Source organism: Streptomyces sennicomposti (genome assembly GCF_019890635.1).
Taxonomy (GTDB): domain Bacteria; phylum Actinomycetota; class Actinomycetes; order Streptomycetales; family Streptomycetaceae; genus Streptomyces; species Streptomyces sennicomposti.
Window position 1 is genome coordinate 104,542 of the sequence record NZ_JAIOAB010000003.1, and the last position, 16,593, is coordinate 121,134.

Genomic DNA, 16,593 nt, shown 5'->3' on the forward strand with positions numbered 1-16,593 from the left:
TAGGAGGAGAGGGGGAGGGGAGGCTCGCGGATTCCGGACGTCGAACAGCCCCCGTACGGGCCGTGACGCGCCCGCGGCGGCAGGTCACTCCAGTGCCGCCGCGCCGACGCCCAGCAGGTCGGACACCGCCCGCTCGCCGGCCGGCGTGAGCCGCACCGCGCGCTCCGTGCCGATGCGGACGCACCAGCCCGCGTCGAACGCGTGCCGGCACAGGGCCGCGCCGGAGACCCCGGCGAGATGGGGGCGCCGTTCGGTCCAGTCGAGGCAGGCGCGGGCCAGCGGGCGGCGGCCGGTGCGCTCCAGCCCGATGCCCGTCGCGGCGAACCAGGCCACTCCCGCGTCCGTGAGCGCGAACCCGGTGTCCTGCCGCAGCAGCCCGCGCGCGGTCAGCGCGTCGGTCAGCGCGATGCCGAGCCGCCCGGCGAGATGGTCGTAGCAGGTGCGGGCGCGGGCCATCGCGGAGGCGGCGCCCGCCTCCCGCAGGGTGCGCGGCCGGGGCCGCGCCGGGGCGACCTGCGCGGCCAGGTCCTCCACCAGCTGCGCCGCCCGCGCGTCGGCCAGGCGGACGTAGCGGTGGCGGCCCTGGCGTTCCTCGGCGAGCAGCCCGCCGGCGACCAGCCTGCCGAGATGCTCGCTGAGCGTGGACGCGGCGACGCCCGCGTGCCGGGCCAGCTCGCCGGCCGTCCACGCCCGCCCGTCGAGCAGCGCCAGCAGGCAGGCCGCCCGGGTCTCGTCGGCGACGAGCGAGGCGAACGCCGCCAGCCCCGGCGCCCGTGGGTCCCTGCCGTTCGGTCGGTGCGTCATGCCCCCAGCATGAGCCCCTCATCCTTCGGCCGGCGCCGAAGTGTCCCGGCGGGCGCGGGCCTACGCCCCGCGCCCCACCTGCCTACGCCCCGCGCCCCACCTGTTCGTACTGCTGCGCCAGACCGTCCAGCAGCGCGGACAGCCCCGCCTCGAAGGCCCGTTCGTCGATCTTCTCCTGCTGCTCGGCCAGCAGGTGCGCCTGGCCGAGGTGCGGGTAGTCGGCGGGGTCGTAGGCGCTGGCGTCGTCCACGAAGCCGCCGGCGAAGGAGCCGAGCGCGGAGCCCATGATGAAGTACCGCATCAGCGCGCCGATGGAGGTGGCCTGCGCGGGCGGCCACCCGGCGTCGACCATCGCGCCGTAGACGGCGTCGGCCAGCCGCAGCGCGGCCGGGCGGCGGCCGGGGCCGCGGGCGAGCACGGGGACGATGTTCGGGTGGTCGCGCAGGGCGGCCCGGTAGGAGACGGCCCAGTCGTGCAGGGCGGTCCGCCAGTCCCGGCCGTCCTCGAACATCGACAGATCGACCTGTGCGCTCACCGAGTCCGCGACCGCCTCCAGGATCTCGTCCTTGGTGCGGAAGTGGTTGTAGAGCGAGGGTCCGCTCACCCCGAGTTCGGCCGCGAGCCGCCGGGTGGAGACGGCCGCCAGGCCCTCCGCGTCCACGAGGTCCCGCGCCGTCGTGACGATGCGGTCGGTGCTGAGGAGGGGCTTGCGCGGTCGGGCCATGGCGCACATAGTAGGGCTGCGCTGTAAAACTAGCAGTGATAATTTAAATGTACGGCTTTCAAGATCTGTCATCTTTGGGGTGATCCGTCATGAACCTCGGCCTCAGCGAGGAGCAGACCGCGGTGCGGCAGCTCGCCCGGGACTTCGTCGAGCGGGAGATCACCCCCCACGTCGTCGCCTGGGACCGCGCCGAGGAGGTCGACCGGGCCGTCGTGAAGAAGCTCGGCGAGGTCGGCTTCCTCGGGCTCACCGTCGACGAGGAGTACGGCGGCTCCGGCGGCGACCACCTCGCCTACTGCCTGGTCACCGAGGAACTCGGCCGCGGCGACTCCTCCGTGCGCGGCATCGTCTCCGTCTCCCTGGGCCTGGTCGCCAAGACCATCGCCGCCTGGGGCGACGAGGAGCAGAAGCGCCGCTGGCTGCCGGGCCTGACCTCCGGCGAGTACGTCGGCTGCTTCGGCCTGACCGAGCCCGGCACCGGCTCCGACGCGGGCAACCTCGCCACCCGGGCGGTGCGCGACGGCGACGACTACGTCATCAACGGCGCCAAGATGTTCATCACCAACGGCACCTGGGCCGACGTCGTCCTGCTCTTCGCCCGCTCCACCGACGCCCCCGGCCACAAGGGCGTCTCCGCCTTCCTCGTCCCCGCCGACACCCCCGGCCTGACCCGCCGCACCATCCACGGCAAGCTCGGCCTGCGCGGCCAGGCCACCGCCGAACTCGTCCTGGAGGACGTGCGCGTGCCGGCCTCCGCGATGCTGGCCCCGGAGGGCAAGGGCTTCGCGGTCGCCATGTCCGCACTGGCCAAGGGCCGGATGTCGGTGGCGGCCGGCTGCGTGGGGATAGCCCAGGCCGCCCTGGACGCCGCGGTCCGCTACGCCGGCGAGCGCGAGCAGTTCGGCAAGACCATCGCCCACCATCAGCTCGTCCAGGAACTGATCAGCGACATCGCCGTCGACGTGGACGCCGCGCGGCTGCTGACCTGGCGGGTCGCCGACCTGATCGACCGCGGCCTGCCCTTCGCCGTGGAGTCCTCCAAGGCCAAGCTGTTCGCCTCCGAGGCCGCCGTGCGCGCCGCCAACAACGCCCTCCAGGTCTTCGGCGGCTACGGCTACATCGACGAGTACCCGGCGGGCAAGCTGCTGCGCGACGCCCGGGTGATGACCCTCTACGAAGGCACCAGCCAGATCCAGAAGCTGGTCATCGGGCGGGCGCTGACGGGGGTCTCCGCGTTCTGAACCCGCCCTGTGCGCCGGTGAGTCCGGCGCCGCGGTCTGAGTACCCGGACTGAGTATTACGGCGGATGTGGCCGCGGCCACATCCGCCGATGCTGTCGGCATGAGTGACACACCGGTCAAGCAGCAGAGCACGGCCGCCTTCTACGGCCAGGCCGTCGCCTCCTTCTCCATCGCCCTCGCGGCCACCGCCGTCGGCATCTTCCGGCTCGACACCGACGCCTGGGTCCGCGGCTTCCTCGCCATCGCCGTGCTGTACCTGGTCACCTCCGCCTTCACGCTCGCCAAGGTGATCCGGGACCGCCAGGAGGCCGGGCAGATCGTCAGCCGGGTCGACCAGGCCCGGCTGGAGAAGCTGCTCGCCGAGCACGACCCCTTCGAGAAGCTGTGAGGCCCGGGTCCGGACCCCGCCCGCTCCGCTAAGCGCCCGCTCAGCTTCGGCGGTATGGTGGTGCCCCGGACGCAGAGAGGGGCCAGTGAGCGATGAGTACGGCGGAGGAGACGGGCGGCGACGCGCAGCCGTGGGGCGAGGTCACCCCGGACGCGGCCCGGAGGCTGCTGGTGGCAGCCGTGGAGGCCTTCGCCGAGCGGGGCTACCACGCGACGACCACCCGTGACATCGCGGGCCGCGCCGGGATGAGCCCGGCCGCGCTCTACATCCACTACAAGACCAAGGAAGAGCTGCTCCACCGCATCAGCCGGATCGGCCACGAGAAGGCCCTGGACATCCTGCGCACCGCGGCCCGGGGCGAGGGCGGCGCGGCCGACCGGCTCGCCGACGCGGTCAGCTCCTTCGTCCGCTGGCACGCCGGCGGGCGCACCACCGCGCGCGTCGTCCAGTACGAACTGGACTCGCTCGGCCCCGACGCCCGCGCCGAGATCCTCGCGCTGCGCCGCCAGGTGGACGCCGTGGTGCGCGCGATCATCGAGGAGGGCGTGGCCGCGGGCGAGTTCGACGTGCTGGACGTGCACGGCACCACGCTGGCCGTGCTCTCCCTGTGCATCGACGTGGCCCGCTGGTTCAACGTCGACGGCCCCTACACCCCGGAGGAGGTCGGCGCCCTCTACGCCGACCTGGTCCTCCGCATGGTCGGCGCGAAGCCGGAGGGCGCGGGACGGCGGTAGGGCGCGAGTCGCCCCGGGGGGCGGTCCGGGGGCGGCGCCCTCCGGAGGCGGCCCGGCTCCCGGCGGGCGCCGCCCGGAGGCGGTGCTCAGAGGTAGTAGCGGGACACCGACTCCGCCACGCACACCGGCTTGTCGCCGCCCTCGCGTTCCACGGTGAAGGCGACGGTCACCTGGACGCCGCCCTGCACGTCGTCCACGCCGGTGATCACGGCGGTGGCGCGCAGCCGCGAGCCGACCGGGACGGGGGCGGGGAAGCGGACCTTGTTGGTGCCGTAGTTGACGCCCATCTTCACGCCCTCGACCGCGATCAGCTGCGGCCCGAACAGGGGCAGCAGGGACAGGGTCAGATAGCCGTGGGCGATGGTGGTGCCGAACGGGCCCGCCGCGGCCTTCTCCGGGTCCACGTGGATCCACTGGTGGTCGCCGGTCGCCTCCGCGAACAGGTCGATCCGCTTCTGGTCGATCTCCAGCCACTCGGTGTGCCCCAGCTGCTCGCCCACCGCCGCCTTCAGCTCGTCGACGGAGGTGAAGATCCTCGGCTCTGCCATGTGCCCGGCCTCTCGCATCGCGCGTCATTGTCTAAGCAACTGCTTAGCATGCTAGCGGCGGCGGCCCCTGTCAACGGCGGCCGGGTGCGACACGGTGGGTAGGCTGTGACGGGTGCCCCAGATTCCCGGCAAGATCCACGAGCTGACCGTCGGCCAGGTCGCCGCGCGCAGCGGCGCCGCCGTCTCCGCCCTGCACTTCTACGAGTCCAAGGGCCTGATCAGCAGCCGCCGCACCAGCGGCAACCAGCGCCGCTACTCCCGCGACACCCTGCGCCGGGTGGCCTTCGTCCGGGCCGCGCAGCGCGTCGGCATCCCGCTGGCCACGATCCGCGAGGCGCTCGCCGAACTCCCCGAGGAGCGCACGCCCACCAAGGAGGACTGGGCCCGCCTCTCCGAGCGGTGGCGCTCCGAACTCGACGAGCGCATCCGGCAGTTGAACCGGCTGCGCGACCACCTCACCGACTGCATCGGCTGCGGCTGCCTCTCCCTTGACACCTGTGTGCTGTCCAACCCGGACGACGCCTTCGGCGAGCACCGCACCGGCTCCCGCCTGATGGTGGAACGCCGCGGCACGAAGGGCGGCGGCGCGGCGTAGCGCCCCGGGGCGGCACGGGCTCCGGACCGGCACGGGCCTCGGACCGGCACGGCCCCCGGACCGGCGTGGGCCTCGGGACCCGCCCGCGACGGCGCGCCGTTCACCGACCGACGAGCCCGCCGCTCACACCGCGAAACTCGTGCGGACCGAACTCCCGCGCCCAAAAGCAGCCCACGAGCCGCCCCCGGGCCGCCCCCGCGCCCGCGACCGCCGTGCGCCGCCCTCGCCCGCGCTCCCCGGGGTGCGCCGGCTCCAGCCCGGCACGGCCCCCGTCCCGCCGACGCACCGAGCCTCCGGCGCCCCGAGCCCGTACGGCGCCGGCGTCCCCGTGCGGGCGGCGCGGGCCGGCGCACCCCGCGCGCCCGCCCGGCAGGTGGATCGGCGCGCGGCGAGGGGCCGCCCCGCCCCGCACCCCGCCCGGCGGACAGCGCCGCCGCGCGCCCCGGGCCCCGCCCGGCGGGCGGGCCGGCCGCGCGGTGAGGCGCCCGCCCGGGGCGACCCCGCTCAGGCCGACACCAGCAGTCGTCCCCGCTCAGGCCGACACCAGCAGTCGTCCCCGCCTGGCGTGGGCCAGGGCCTCGTCGGTGAGGACCGGGCGCGGGACCAGGATCCCGCAGTCCGCGCAGACCGGGCCCGAGGACGGCTCGTGGTCCAGGCCGTAGCGCCAGACCAGGCGCTCGCCGTCGCACACCGGGCAGGCCGCGCCCGGCTCGCGTTCCAGCGCGGCGATCAGCTGGCGCAGCACCTCCGCCAGCGGCTCACCGGGATGCACCCGCGGGTCGTCGCACCAGGCCACCCCGAAGCCGCCCCAGGTCAGGCGGTGCCAGTCGTCCACGCTGCCCGGCCGGCGCAGCCCGTCGTGCTTCTCCCTCCTGCGCCGCCGCGCGAAGGACGCCTCGTAGTCGAGCCACACCGAGCGCGCCTCCTCCAGTTCCTCCAGTGCGGCCACGAGCCGCACCGGGTCGGGGGACCTGTCCTCGGGACCGAACCCGGCCCGGGAGCACAGATGGTCCCAGGTCGCCCGGTGCCCGTAAGGAGCGAACCGCTCCAGGCACTTGCGCAGCGAATAACGCCGCAGCGCCAGATCGCACCGCGGGTCCCTCACCTGTCTCGCCAGACTCCGGAAACCGGCCATCGCCCTGCACCTCCGTCACACCTGCACCTGTACATCGGTCACTTCGGCGGCGTCGCACGGCCCTTCACGCGCGGCCGTCGTACGAGCGTCGCCGAGTAGACGTGCCGGCCGGCGATCCGGCTCCATCCGATTTCCGATGTCTGCCATAACTCCGCCCCTGTTGACCGTCATGTCCGCCGCGAGAACGTCCTCCCCTCAAAAAGTGACGCATGCTCATCTTCCAAGTCGGGTGTACCGGCGGTAACCTCCGGGCCGACCCCATCGGGAGGAGCTGCCCATGCCACGGCGCACCCCACATGACGCGCTCAACGAAGTGAGAACTCCCCGCAGATTCCCCGGGTTCCTGAAGACCGCATCCGTATGCGTCCTCATTGCCGGTCTTTTGTCGCCCTTTTCCCAAGCGATGGCCGCCGACACCGCCCCGAAGGCCGCCGCGGACGACTACTGCGGCGGCCAGTGCTCGGACATCCTGCCGCCCGGCGAGAACGGCAACGCCACCCTCGCCCAGATCCTCCTCAACCAGGGCTTCGGCACCCAGCCGAGCCACGCCGAGGACCAGCTCGGCCCGTACGCGAACCTGGCCAAGGGCTACCCGGCGCTCACCGACGACAAGATCAACAGCTTCTTCAACGACGCCTCGTTCGGGGTCCCCGCCGGACAGGTCGCCTCCACCGAGAAGCCCGCCGGCCGCGGCGACGTCACCATCGTCCGCGACAAGAAGACCGGCGTCCCGCACATCACCGGCACCACCCGCTACGGCACCGAGTTCGGCGCCGGGTACGCCGCCGCCGAGGACCGGCTGTGGCTCATGGACGTCTTCCGGCACGTCGGCCGCGGCCAGTTGACCTCCTTCGCCGGCGGCGCCCCCGCCAACCAGGGCCTCGAGCAGCAGTTCTACCGCAACGCCCCCTACACCGAGGCCGACCTCCAGGCCCAGATCGACAGCGCCGTCGCCAAGGCCGGCGACCGCGGGCAGCAGACCCTCGCCGACGTCAACGCCTACCTCGCCGGCATCAACGCGTACATCGACGCCGCCGACCCCGGCCGCTACTTCCCCGGCGAGTACGTCCTGACCGGCCACAAGGACGCCATCACCAACTCCGGCACCATCGACCACTTCAAGGTCACCGACCTGGTCGCGCTGGCCTCCGTGGTCGGCTCCCTCTTCGGCTCGGGCGGCGGGGGCGAGGTGAACAACGCCCTCTCCCTGCTGGCCGCGCAGGCCAAGTACGGGGTCGAGGAGGGCACCAAGGTCTGGGAGTCCTTCCGCGAGCGCAACGACCCCGAGGCCGTCCTCACCCTCCACGACGGCCAGAGCTTCCCCTACGCCGCCAAGCCCGCGAACCCCAAGGGCCAGGCGCTGCCCGACGCCGGCTCGGTGACCGACGAGCCCCTGGTCTACGACCGCACCGGCAGCGCGGCCACCGGCGCCGCGAAGAGCGCCACCACCACGGCCGCCAAGTCCACCCTGTCCTCGGCCAAGCGCGGCATGTCCAACGCCCTCGTCGTCAGCGGCGCGCACACCGCCAGCGGCCACCCCGTCGCCGTGTTCGGCCCGCAGACCGGCTACTTCGCCCCCCAGCTGCTCCTGCTCCAGGAGATCCAGGGCCCCGGCATCAGCGCCCGCGGCGCCTCCTTCGCGGGTCTGAGCATGTACGTCGAACTCGGCCGCGGCCAGGACTACTCGTGGTCCGCCACCACCTCCGGCCAGGACATCATCGACACCTACGCCGTCGAACTGTGCCAGGACGACCACCACTACCTGTACCACGGCGCCTGCACGGCCATGGAGCAGGTGCAGCAGGCCAACTCCTGGAAGCCCACCGTCGCCGACGGCACCGCGGCCGGCTCCTACACGATGCGCGTGTGGCGCACCAAGTACGGCCCCGTCCAGTACCGGGCCACCGTCGGCGGCAAGAAGGTCGCCTACACCACCCTGCGCTCCTCCTACCTGCACGAGGCCGACTCCATCATCGGCTTCCAGATGCTCAACGACCCCGACTACGTGAAGGGTCCCGCCGACTTCCAGAAGGCCGCGCAGCACATCAACTTCACCTTCAACTGGTTCTACGCCGACTCCCGGCACACCGCCTACTACAACAGCGGCGACAACCCGGTGCGGGCGAGCGGCGTGGACGCCGAGTTCCCGGTGTGGGCGCAGCCGGCGTACGAGTGGCAGGGCTGGGACCCGGCCGCCAACACCGCCGACTACACCCCCGCCTCCGCCCACCCCAACTCGGTCGACCAGGACTACTACATCTCCTGGAACAACAAACAGGCCGAGGACTACGCCGCCGCGCCCTGGGGCGAGGGCTCGGTGCACCGCGGGAACCTCCTGGATGACCGGGTCAAGAAGCTCGTCGCGGCCGGCGGCGTGACCCGCTCCGCGCTGACGAAGGCGATGGCGGACGCCGCCCTCGCCGACCTGCGCGCCGAGGACGTCCTGCCCGATCTGCTGAAGGTGATCGACACCTCGGCGGTCACCGACCCGACGGCCGCCGCGGCGGTCGCCAAGCTCAAGACGTGGGTCGCGGCCGGCGCGCAGCGCACCGAGACCTCGGCCGGCTCCAAGACGTACGCGAACGCCGACGCCATCCGCATCCTGGACGCCTGGTGGCCGCTGCTGGTGAAGGCCGAGTTCGAACCGGGCCTCGGCAGCGACCTCTACACCGCCATCGGCGCCAACCTGCCGATCGACGAGGCCCCCTCCGCCGGACACGGTCCGACCGGCTCGCACGCCGGCAGCGCCTTCCAGTACGGCTGGTGGAGCTATGTCGACAAGGATATCCGGGCGGTGCTCGGTGAGTCCGTGCAGGGGCCGCTGGCCCGCAAGTTCTGCGGGAACGGCGACCTGAACGCCTGCCGGGACAGCCTGCTCGGCACCCTCGAGCAGGCGGCCGGGCTGACCGCCGCGCAGGTCTACCCCGGCGACGACCAGTGCTCGGCGGGCGACCAGTGGTGCGCCGACTCGATCGTCCAGCGCGCCCTGGGCGGCATCAAGCACGGCAAGATCAGCTGGCAGAACCGGCCCACCTTCCAGCAGGTGGTGGAGTACACCTCGCACCGGTGACCGCCGGATGCCGGGCGGCGCGCGGCGGGCACCGTCCTCGCCGCGTGCCGCCCGGCCCCGCCCGTACGTAGTGATGGCGGATCCCGAGGAACACGAATTCTGCCTGGCCCAGTACTACTGACCCGCGCCACGCCCCGTCACGACGCACGATGCGTCAAGCGGGGGTCGGCAAGGGTCGTTCGACGACAGGCGGTGAGCCTGACGACAGATGGATCCGGTCCTCCGTACGGAAGGCCCCGATGGCGAACCTGGTCCGCAAGCGGGTCTCGACCGACCTGCAGCCGACCGCCCGGCAGAGCTTCGTTCTGCCCGAGGCCAGGATCGGGGACCGGTCACCTCCGAGGAGGAAGCCAGAACCTCCAGCCGCCTCCACCTTCCCCTTTGGCGCTCGAAACCCGGCGAACCGCTCACCTGAGCGCGCCCGGGCGCCGCACGCCTCACCGGTAGACGAGGTACTCCTCGCGCACCCTCCGGAACGCGGCCAGCTCCTCGCTCCACCCGGCCACCACCTCGTCGGTGTCCGCCCCCGCGTCGATCATCGTGCGCACCCGTGTCGAACCGGTGAGCTTGTCGATCCAGTCGTCCGGCCGCCAGGCGAAGCCGTCCCAGACCCGCTTGGCGGTGACGAGCAGCGCGACGCCGGTGCGTACGGGGTCGAAGGCGGCCCGGTCGTGGACGTGCAGCTGCACCCCGCCGACCGTCGTGCCCTGGAACTTGGAGAAGGTGGGCGCGAAGTACGCCTCGCGGAACCGCACCCCGGGCAGGCCGAGCGCGTTCACCGCGGCGGCCCAGCGTCCGTCGAGGCCCTGCGCGCCGAGGAGTTCGAAGGGGCGGGTGGTGCCGCGGCCCTCCGACAGGTTGGTGCCCTCGAACAGGCAGGTGCCGGAGTAGACGAGGGCGGTGTCGGGGGTGGGCATGTTCGGGCTCGGCGGCACCCAGGGCAGGCCCGAGGCGTCGTAGAAGTCGGAGCGCTGCCAGCCGGTCATCAGGACCGTCTCCAGCGGCGCCGGCGTGGTCAGGAACTCGCCGTTGAACAGCCGGGCCAGCTCCGCGACCGTCATGCCGTGCGCCTGCGCGATCGGCTGCCGCCCGACGAAGGTGGCGAACTCCTTGTGCAGCACCGGCCCGAGGGCCTGACGCCCGGTCACCGGGTTGGGCCGGTCCAGCACCACGAACCGCTTGCCGGCCAGCGCGGCGGCCTCCATGCAGTCGTACAGGGTCCAGATGTAGGTGTAGAAGCGGGCGCCCGCGTCCTGGATGTCGAAGACGACCGTGTCCACGCCGGAGGCGGTGAACACGTCGGCGAGCGGCTGCCCGCTCTTGAGATACGTGTCGTACACGGGCAGCCCGGTGGCCGGGTCGTCGTAGCGGCCCTCGGAGCCGCCGGCCTGCGCGGTGCCGCGGAAGCCGTGCTCGGGGCCGAACACGGCGGTCAGCTCCACCCGGCGGTCGGCGTGCATCACGTCCACGATGTGCCGCACGTCCCGGGTGACGCCGGTCGGGTTGGTGACGATGCCGACGCGCTGACCGGACAGGAGGCGGTAGCCGCTGTCGGCCAGCCGCTCGAAACCGGTCCGCAGGGACCGGTCGCGGCCCCGCCCGGCCGCCCGGGCCTGCCCGGCCGGAACGGTGGCGGCCGCGACCGCGGCCGTCGTGGCGAGCAGGCTCCGTCGGGACAGCTTCATACGGTGACCTCCGTGATCGCGGCACGTGTCATGCTCACGCACGCTAGCGCGCGGCGGCACGGCAGGGAACGCGCCGGACCGCCCCGATGATCGAGCAGCGGGCGGAAACCCCCCTTCCGGACTCCATACCGACCGGTTAGTGTGGCGCGGCAGAGCCGTAGCGTGCCGTGTCGAAGGAGACCGATGGTGCAAGCCGTTCAGGGTGCGGGAGTGGTCGTCACCGGAGCCGGGGGCGGCATCGGGGCCGCGCTGGCCCGCCGGTTCGCCGCCGGCGGCGCGAAGGTCGTCGTCAACGACCTCGACGCCGCACGGGCCGCCGCCGTCGCCGAGGAGATCGGCGGCATCGCGCTGCCGGGCGACGCCTCCGCGATCGCCGACGAGGCGCGGAACGCCCTCGGCGGCGCCGTCGACGTGTACTGCGCCAACGCCGGCCTCGCCTCCGGCGGGTCCGAGGCCGCCGGCGAGGAGGTCTGGGCGCAGGCCTGGGACGTCAACGTCATGGCCCACGTCCGCGCCGCCGAGGCGCTGCTCCCGCACTGGCTGGAGCGCGGCGCCGGCCGGTTCGTCTCCACCGTCTCCGCCGCCGGGCTGCTCACCATGATCGGCGCCGCCCCCTACAGCGTCACCAAGCACGGCGCGTACGCCTTCGCCGAGTGGCTGTCGCTGACGTACCGGCACCGCGGGATCAAGGTGCACGCGATCTGCCCGCAGGGCGTGCGCACCGACATGCTGGCCGCCACCGGCAGCGCGGGCGACCTGGTGCTCCAGCCCACCGCGATCGAACCGGAGGACGTGGCCGACGCCCTGTTCAAGGGCATCGAGGAGGACCGCTTCCTGATCCTGCCGCACCCGGAGGTCGCCGGCTTCTACCAGGCCCGGGCCGCCGACCCCGACCGCTGGCTGACCGGCATGAACCACCTCCAGCGCAAGTGGGAGGAGACCCGGTGACCGCCGCCCCCGCCTCCCGCTACGCCGCCAAGCCCTGGCTGGACCTGCTCGACGAGGCCCAGCGCGCCCCGGTCCACCCGGCCGACTCCCTCGTGCACGCCCTGCGCCGCTCGGCCGCCGAGGCCCCCGACCGCGCCTTCCTCGCCTACTTCGACGCCCGCCTCACCTACCGCGAGGTGGACGAGCTGAGCGACTCGGTCGCCGGCCACCTCGCCGCGCGCGGCCTGGAGCGCGGCGAGCGGGTCGCGGTCCTGCTCCAGAACTCCCCGCACTTCGTGCTCGCCGTCCTCGGCGCCTGGAAGGCCGGCGCGGTCGTCGTGCCGGTCAACCCCATGTACAAGTCGGCCGAGGTCGCCCACGTCCTGGCCGACGCCGAGGTCGCCGCGCTGATCTGCTCGGACCGCGCCTGGGAGTCGTATCTGCGCGAGACGGCCGCCGGCTCGCCGGTGCGGATCGTGCTCACCGGCTGCGAACGCGACCTGCAGACCCGCGACGACGCGCGCGTGCTCGCCTTCGAACGGCTGCCGCAGGCCGCCGACGCCGACGACCTGGTCGCCGTCGCCCGCGCCGGCCACCCCGCGCCCGCCGACCGCGATCCCGCGCCCGACGGCATCGCCCTGATCAGCTACACCTCGGGCACCAGCGGCACCCCCAAGGGCGCCACCAACACGCACGGCAACATCATGTACAACGCCGAGCGGCAGCGCACCGGACTCGGACTGCCCGAGGCGCCCGTGTACTTCGCGCTGGCCCCGCTGTTCCACATCACCGGCATGGTCTGCCAGTTCGGCGCCTGCCTGAACAGCGCGGGCACGCTGGTGCTGGCGTACCGCTTCGAACCGGGCGTGGTGCTGGAGGCGTTCGCCGAGCACCGGCCGCACTACACGGTCGGCCCCTCCACCGCCTTCATGGCGCTGGCCGCCCACCCCGCCGTCACCCCGGACCACTTCTCGTCCTTCGCGGTCATCTCCTCCGGCGGCGCGCCGCTGCCGCCCGCGCTGGTGGAGAAGTTCCGGGCCGGCTTCGGGCCGTACATCCGCAACGGCTACGGCCTCACCGAGTGCACCGCGCCCTGCGCCTCCGTGCCGCCCGGCCGGGAGGCGCCCGTCGACCCGGTCTCCGGGACTCTCGCGGTGGGCGTGCCGGGCCCGGACACCGTGGTGCGGATCGTGGACGACGAGGGCCGGGAGCTGCCGTTCGGCGAGTCCGGCGAGATCGTCGTCAGCGGCCCGCAGGTCGTGCCCGGCTACTGGCGCAGGCCCGACGCCACCGCCGAGACCTTCCCCGGCGGCGAGCTGCGCACCGGCGACATCGGCTTCATGGACGAGCGGGGCTGGCTCTACGTCGTCGACCGCAAGAAGGACATGATCAACGCCTCCGGCTTCAAGGTGTGGCCGCGCGAGGTCGAGGACGTCCTCTACACCCACCCCGCGGTCCGCGAGGCGGCCGTGGTCGGGGTGCCCGACGGGTACCGCGGGGAGACCGTCAGGGCGTACATCAGCCTGCGCCCGGACGCCCACGCGGACCCGGACGAGCTGGCCGCGTACTGCAAGGAGAGACTGGCCGCCTACAAGTACCCGCGCCAGGTGGAGATCCTGCCCGAGCTGCCGAAGACGGCCAGTGGGAAGATCCTCCGTCGGGAACTGCGTTCCCGTACGCGTGGAAGTCAGCACGAACAGCAGGACCGGTAGGTCCACGGAAAGGCAGGTGGCGGCAGTGCCCAGGACGACGGACCCGGCCGGGACCCCGGTTCCCCAGCGGCTCCTGGCCGCCGCCACCCGGCTCTTCGCCGAGCGGGGCTACGACCGCACCTCCGTGCAGGAGATCGTCGAGGCGGCCGGCGTCACCAAGGGCGCGCTCTACCACTACTTCGGTTCCAAGGACGACCTCCTGCACGAGGTGTACGCGCGCGTGCTGCGCGTCCAGCAGGAGCGGCTGGACGCCTTCGCCAACGCCGACGAGCCGGTGGAGAAGCGGCTGCGGGACGCGGCCGCCGACGTCGTGGTCACCACGATCGACAACCTCGACGACGCGATGATCTTCTTCCGCTCCATGCACCACCTCAGCCCGGAGAAGAACAAGCAGGTGCGCGCCGAGCGCCGGCGCTACCACGAGCGCTTCCGCGCCCTCATCGAGGAGGGCCAGGAGCAGGGCGTCTTCTCCACGGCCACCCCGGCCGACCTGGTGGTGGACTACCACTTCGGCTCGGTCCACCACCTGTCCACCTGGTACCGCCCGGGCGGCCCGCTCACCCCGCAGGAGGTCGCCGACCACCTGGCCGACCTGCTGCTGCGGGCGCTGCGGCCGTAGACGTTCCCGGCGCGGGCCATGGGCCTGGCGGATACGGGCACGCGGGGCCATGGGCCTGACGGACACGGGTAAGGGGCGGCCGCCATGGCGACCGCCCCTTACATACCTGCCGTCACAGGCGCTGTACCTGCTGTTACAGGTACTTCTTCAGCTCCCGGCGGGCCAGCGACCGCTGGTGCACCTCGTCCGGGCCGTCGGCCAGCATCAGGGTGCGCGCCCCCGCGTACAGCTCGGCCAGCGGGAAGTCCTGGCTCACGCCGCCCGCGCCGTACAGCTGGATCGCCCGGTCCAGGATGGCGACCACCGCGCGCGGCGTGGCGATCTTGATGGCCTGGATCTCGGTGTGCGCGCCCCGGTTGCCGACCGTGTCCATCAGCCAGGCCGTCTTCAGCACCAGCAGCCGCAGCTGCTCGATCTGGACCCGGGCGTCGGCGATCCAGTTCTGCACCACGCCCTGCTGCGCCAGCGCCTTGCCGAACGCCGTACGGGACACCGCCCGGCGGCACATCAGCTCGATCGCCCGCTCGGCCATCCCGATCAGCCGCATGCAGTGGTGGATGCGGCCCGGACCGAGGCGGGCCTGCGCGATGGCGAAGCCGCCGCCCTCCTCGCCGATCAGGTTGGCAACCGGCACGCGCGCGTGGTCGAAGACCACCTCGGCGTGCCCGCCGTGGTAGTGGTCCTCGTACCCGAACACCTGCATGGCCCGCTTGACGGTGACGCCCGGCGTGTCGCGCGGCACCAGCACCATGGACTGCTGACGGCGGATGTCGGCGCCGTCCGGGTCGGTCTTGCCCATCACGATGAAGACGGCGCAGTCCGGGTGCATCGCCCCGGAGATGTACCACTTGCGGCCGGTGATGACGTACTCGTCGCCGTCCCGCTCGATGTGCGTGGTGATGTTGGTGGCGTCCGAGGAGGCCACCTCCGGCTCGGTCATCGCGAACGCCGAGCGGATCTCACCGGCCAGCAGCGGCTGCAGCCACTGCTTCTTCTGCCGCTCGTCGCCGAACTGGGCCAGCACCTCCATGTTCCCGGTGTCCGGGGCCGCGCAGTTGGTGGCGGTGGGCGCCAACTGCGGGGAACGGCCGGTGATCTCGGCCAGCGGGGCGTACTGGAGGTTGGTCAGCCCGGCGCCGTGCTCGGCGTCCGGCAGGAACAGGTTCCACAGCCCCTGCCGGCGCGCCTCGGCCTTCAGCTCCTCCACCACCGGCGGGTTCTCCCACGGGGAGGCGAGCCGGGCGCGCTGCTCGTGCGCCACCTGCTCGGCCGGATAGACGAACTCGTCCATGAAGGCGAGGAGTCGGGCGCGCAGTTCCTCGGTGCGTGCGTCGAACGCGAAGTCCATGGTGGATCAGCCCTCCTGGAGGCCCTCGTGAAGCGTGGTCAGGCCGTGCTGGATGAAGACGGGGACGAGATCGCCGATGCGGTCGAAGCCGCCGCCGACCGTCTGGCCGAGCGTGTAGCGGTAGTGGATGCCCTCCAGGATCACGGCGAGCTTGAACCAGGCGAACGCCGTGTACCAGGCCACCGACGAGACGTCGCGCCCCGAGCGCGCGGCGTACCGCTCGATCAGCTCGGCGGGGGAGGGGTGCCCGGGCGCCTCGGCGGTGGTGGACACCGGCGACTTCGGCAGGCCGAGCGGGGTGCAGTACATCACCAGCAGACCCAGGTCGGTGAGCGGGTCGCCGAGCGTGGACATCTCCCAGTCGAGGATCGCCTTGATCCGGTCGTCCGCGCCGATCAGCACGTTGTCCAGGCGGTAGTCGCCGTGCACGACGGTGGGCGCGGGGGATTCGGGCAGGGCGCGGCCGAGGGCGGAGTGCAGCTCGTCGATGCCGGGCAGGTCGCGGTTGCGGGAGGCGTCCAGCTGCTTGCCCCAGCGGCGCAGCTGCCGGTCCAGGAACCCCTCGGGCCGCCCGAAGTCGGCGAGGCCCACCTCGGCGGGGTCCACCGCGTGCAGCTGGACGAGCGTGTCCACCAGCGACAGCACCGCGTCGCGGGTGCGCTGTGCACCCAGCGGTACGAGCTGGTCGGCGGTGCGGTACGGGGTGCCCTCCACGAACTCCATGACGTAGAAGGGCGCGCCGAGCACCTCCTCGTCCTCGCACAGCAGCACCGGGCGCGGCACCGGCACGTCCGTCGGGTGCAGCGCGCTGATCACCCGGTGCTCGCGCTTCATGTCGTGCGCGGTGGCCAGCACATGGCCGAGCGGAGGCCGCCGCACCACCCACCGGGCGGTGCCGTCGGAGACGGCGTACGTCAGGTTCGAGCGTCCGCCCTCGATCAGCCGGCCGGTCAGGGGGCCCTGCACCAGGCCGGGCCGCTCCCGGTCGAGCAGGCCGCGCAGCCGGTCGAGATCGAGTCCGGGCGGGTGGTCGGGGCTCATCATTGCTCCTGGGGCTGATCCG

15 protein-coding genes are annotated in these 16,593 nt (G+C 72.9%); 8 read left to right on the forward strand and 7 right to left on the reverse strand.

Translation table 11 applies throughout. The annotated features are described in order from the left end of the window. Positions 1-84: 84 nt before the first annotated feature. Both K7787_RS02570 and K7787_RS02575 read right to left on the reverse strand, forming a co-directional pair. Positions 85-804 carry an ArsR/SmtB family transcription factor gene (locus K7787_RS02570; RefSeq protein ID WP_223000361.1) on the reverse strand — a complete coding sequence of 240 codons (720 nt, stop codon included), beginning with the start codon at positions 802-804 and terminating at the stop codon, positions 85-87. Between the two features lie 82 nt (positions 805-886). Further along, positions 887-1,528: a TetR/AcrR family transcriptional regulator gene (locus tag K7787_RS02575; RefSeq protein ID WP_009187795.1), complete on the reverse strand. Its 642-nt coding sequence runs from the start codon at positions 1,526-1,528 to the stop codon at positions 887-889. A gap of 89 nt (positions 1,529-1,617) precedes the next feature. Here K7787_RS02575 and K7787_RS02580 point away from each other — a divergent pair, with 89 nt between their 5' ends. The 3 genes from K7787_RS02580 (at position 1,618) to K7787_RS02590 (ending at position 3,891) form a co-directional block, all read left to right on the forward strand. Continuing rightward, positions 1,618-2,769 (forward strand): acyl-CoA dehydrogenase family protein, encoded by a 1,152-nt coding sequence (locus K7787_RS02580; protein ID WP_223000362.1) that lies wholly within the window; start codon positions 1,618-1,620, stop codon positions 2,767-2,769. A 100-nt stretch (positions 2,770-2,869) separates the two neighbouring features. Next, positions 2,870-3,157, forward strand: coding sequence for a YiaA/YiaB family inner membrane protein (locus K7787_RS02585; protein ID WP_009187793.1), 288 nt, complete (start codon positions 2,870-2,872; stop codon positions 3,155-3,157). Between the two features lie 92 nt (positions 3,158-3,249). Further along, complete coding sequence (locus K7787_RS02590) at positions 3,250-3,891, forward strand: TetR/AcrR family transcriptional regulator (protein WP_019986188.1); 642 nt, start codon at positions 3,250-3,252, stop codon at positions 3,889-3,891. Positions 3,892-3,977: 86 nt separating this feature from the next. Here the strand turns inward: K7787_RS02590 and K7787_RS02595 are convergent, their stop codons facing one another. Next, a complete protein-coding gene (locus K7787_RS02595; protein ID WP_223000363.1) occupies positions 3,978-4,439 on the reverse strand; it encodes a MaoC family dehydratase in 462 nt (153 codons plus the stop codon). A gap of 112 nt (positions 4,440-4,551) precedes the next feature. Between K7787_RS02595 and soxR the strand changes: the two genes are divergently transcribed. Next, the gene (gene soxR, locus K7787_RS02600; RefSeq protein ID WP_009187790.1) at positions 4,552-5,034 is read left to right on the forward strand and encodes a redox-sensitive transcriptional activator SoxR; all 483 of its coding nucleotides are present in this window, start codon (positions 4,552-4,554) and stop codon (positions 5,032-5,034) included. A 532-nt stretch (positions 5,035-5,566) separates the two neighbouring features. Here the strand turns inward: soxR and K7787_RS02605 are convergent. Further along, entirely contained in the window at positions 5,567-6,169 is a 603-nt protein-coding gene (locus K7787_RS02605; protein ID WP_223000364.1) for a hypothetical protein, read from the reverse strand. A 277-nt stretch (positions 6,170-6,446) separates the two neighbouring features. Between K7787_RS02605 and K7787_RS02610 the strand changes: the two genes are divergently transcribed. Beyond that, positions 6,447-9,239, forward strand: coding sequence for a penicillin acylase family protein (locus tag K7787_RS02610; protein WP_223000365.1), 2,793 nt, complete (start codon positions 6,447-6,449; stop codon positions 9,237-9,239). Between the two features lie 437 nt (positions 9,240-9,676). Here the strand turns inward: K7787_RS02610 and K7787_RS02615 are convergent, their stop codons facing one another. After that, positions 9,677-10,924 (reverse strand): exo-beta-N-acetylmuramidase NamZ family protein, encoded by a 1,248-nt coding sequence (locus tag K7787_RS02615; RefSeq protein WP_223000366.1) that lies wholly within the window; start codon positions 10,922-10,924, stop codon positions 9,677-9,679. Positions 10,925-11,107: 183 nt separating this feature from the next. Here K7787_RS02615 and K7787_RS02620 point away from each other — a divergent pair, with 183 nt between their 5' ends. From K7787_RS02620 to K7787_RS02630, 3 genes are read left to right on the forward strand one after another with little or no spacing between them, the layout of a single operon-like run. Then, positions 11,108-11,872 carry an SDR family oxidoreductase gene (locus K7787_RS02620; protein ID WP_009187786.1) on the forward strand — a complete coding sequence of 255 codons (765 nt, stop codon included), beginning with the start codon at positions 11,108-11,110 and terminating at the stop codon, positions 11,870-11,872. After that, on the forward strand, positions 11,869-13,563 hold the full coding sequence (locus K7787_RS02625) for a class I adenylate-forming enzyme family protein (RefSeq protein WP_223000367.1): 1,695 nt from the start codon (positions 11,869-11,871) through the stop codon (positions 13,561-13,563). The genes K7787_RS02620 and K7787_RS02625 overlap by 4 nt, the downstream gene beginning before the upstream one ends. A gap of 25 nt (positions 13,564-13,588) precedes the next feature. Continuing rightward, a complete protein-coding gene (locus K7787_RS02630) occupies positions 13,589-14,182 on the forward strand; it encodes a TetR/AcrR family transcriptional regulator (protein WP_019986181.1) in 594 nt (197 codons plus the stop codon). Between the two features lie 133 nt (positions 14,183-14,315). Here K7787_RS02630 and K7787_RS02635 read toward each other — a convergent pair whose 3' ends face one another. Continuing rightward, positions 14,316-15,530: an acyl-CoA dehydrogenase family protein gene (locus K7787_RS02635; protein ID WP_223000368.1), complete on the reverse strand. Its 1,215-nt coding sequence runs from the start codon at positions 15,528-15,530 to the stop codon at positions 14,316-14,318. Between the two features lie 6 nt (positions 15,531-15,536). Next, positions 15,537-16,571 carry a phosphotransferase family protein gene (locus K7787_RS02640; RefSeq protein ID WP_223000369.1) on the reverse strand — a complete coding sequence of 345 codons (1,035 nt, stop codon included), beginning with the start codon at positions 16,569-16,571 and terminating at the stop codon, positions 15,537-15,539. Between the last annotated feature and the right edge of the window lie 22 nt (positions 16,572-16,593).

Coding starts and splice junctions, on each gene's coding strand:
- K7787_RS02605 (WP_223000364.1), bottom strand. CDS start 6,169: ATGGCCGGTTTCCGGAGTCTGGCGAGACAGGTGAGGGACCCGCGGTGC.
- K7787_RS02585 (WP_009187793.1), top strand. CDS start 2,870: ATGAGTGACACACCGGTCAAGCAGCAGAGCACGGCCGCCTTCTACGGC.
- K7787_RS02610 (WP_223000365.1), top strand. CDS start 6,447: ATGCCACGGCGCACCCCACATGACGCGCTCAACGAAGTGAGAACTCCC.
- K7787_RS02635 (WP_223000368.1), bottom strand. CDS start 15,530: ATGGACTTCGCGTTCGACGCACGCACCGAGGAACTGCGCGCCCGACTC.
- K7787_RS02615 (WP_223000366.1), bottom strand. CDS start 10,924: ATGAAGCTGTCCCGACGGAGCCTGCTCGCCACGACGGCCGCGGTCGCG.
- K7787_RS02580 (WP_223000362.1), top strand. CDS start 1,618: ATGAACCTCGGCCTCAGCGAGGAGCAGACCGCGGTGCGGCAGCTCGCC.
- K7787_RS02590 (WP_019986188.1), top strand. CDS start 3,250: ATGAGTACGGCGGAGGAGACGGGCGGCGACGCGCAGCCGTGGGGCGAG.
- K7787_RS02640 (WP_223000369.1), bottom strand. CDS start 16,571: ATGAGCCCCGACCACCCGCCCGGACTCGATCTCGACCGGCTGCGCGGC.
- K7787_RS02595 (WP_223000363.1), bottom strand. CDS start 4,439: ATGGCAGAGCCGAGGATCTTCACCTCCGTCGACGAGCTGAAGGCGGCG.
- K7787_RS02575 (WP_009187795.1), bottom strand. CDS start 1,528: ATGGCCCGACCGCGCAAGCCCCTCCTCAGCACCGACCGCATCGTCACG.
- K7787_RS02570 (WP_223000361.1), bottom strand. CDS start 804: ATGACGCACCGACCGAACGGCAGGGACCCACGGGCGCCGGGGCTGGCG.
- K7787_RS02620 (WP_009187786.1), top strand. CDS start 11,108: ATGGTGCAAGCCGTTCAGGGTGCGGGAGTGGTCGTCACCGGAGCCGGG.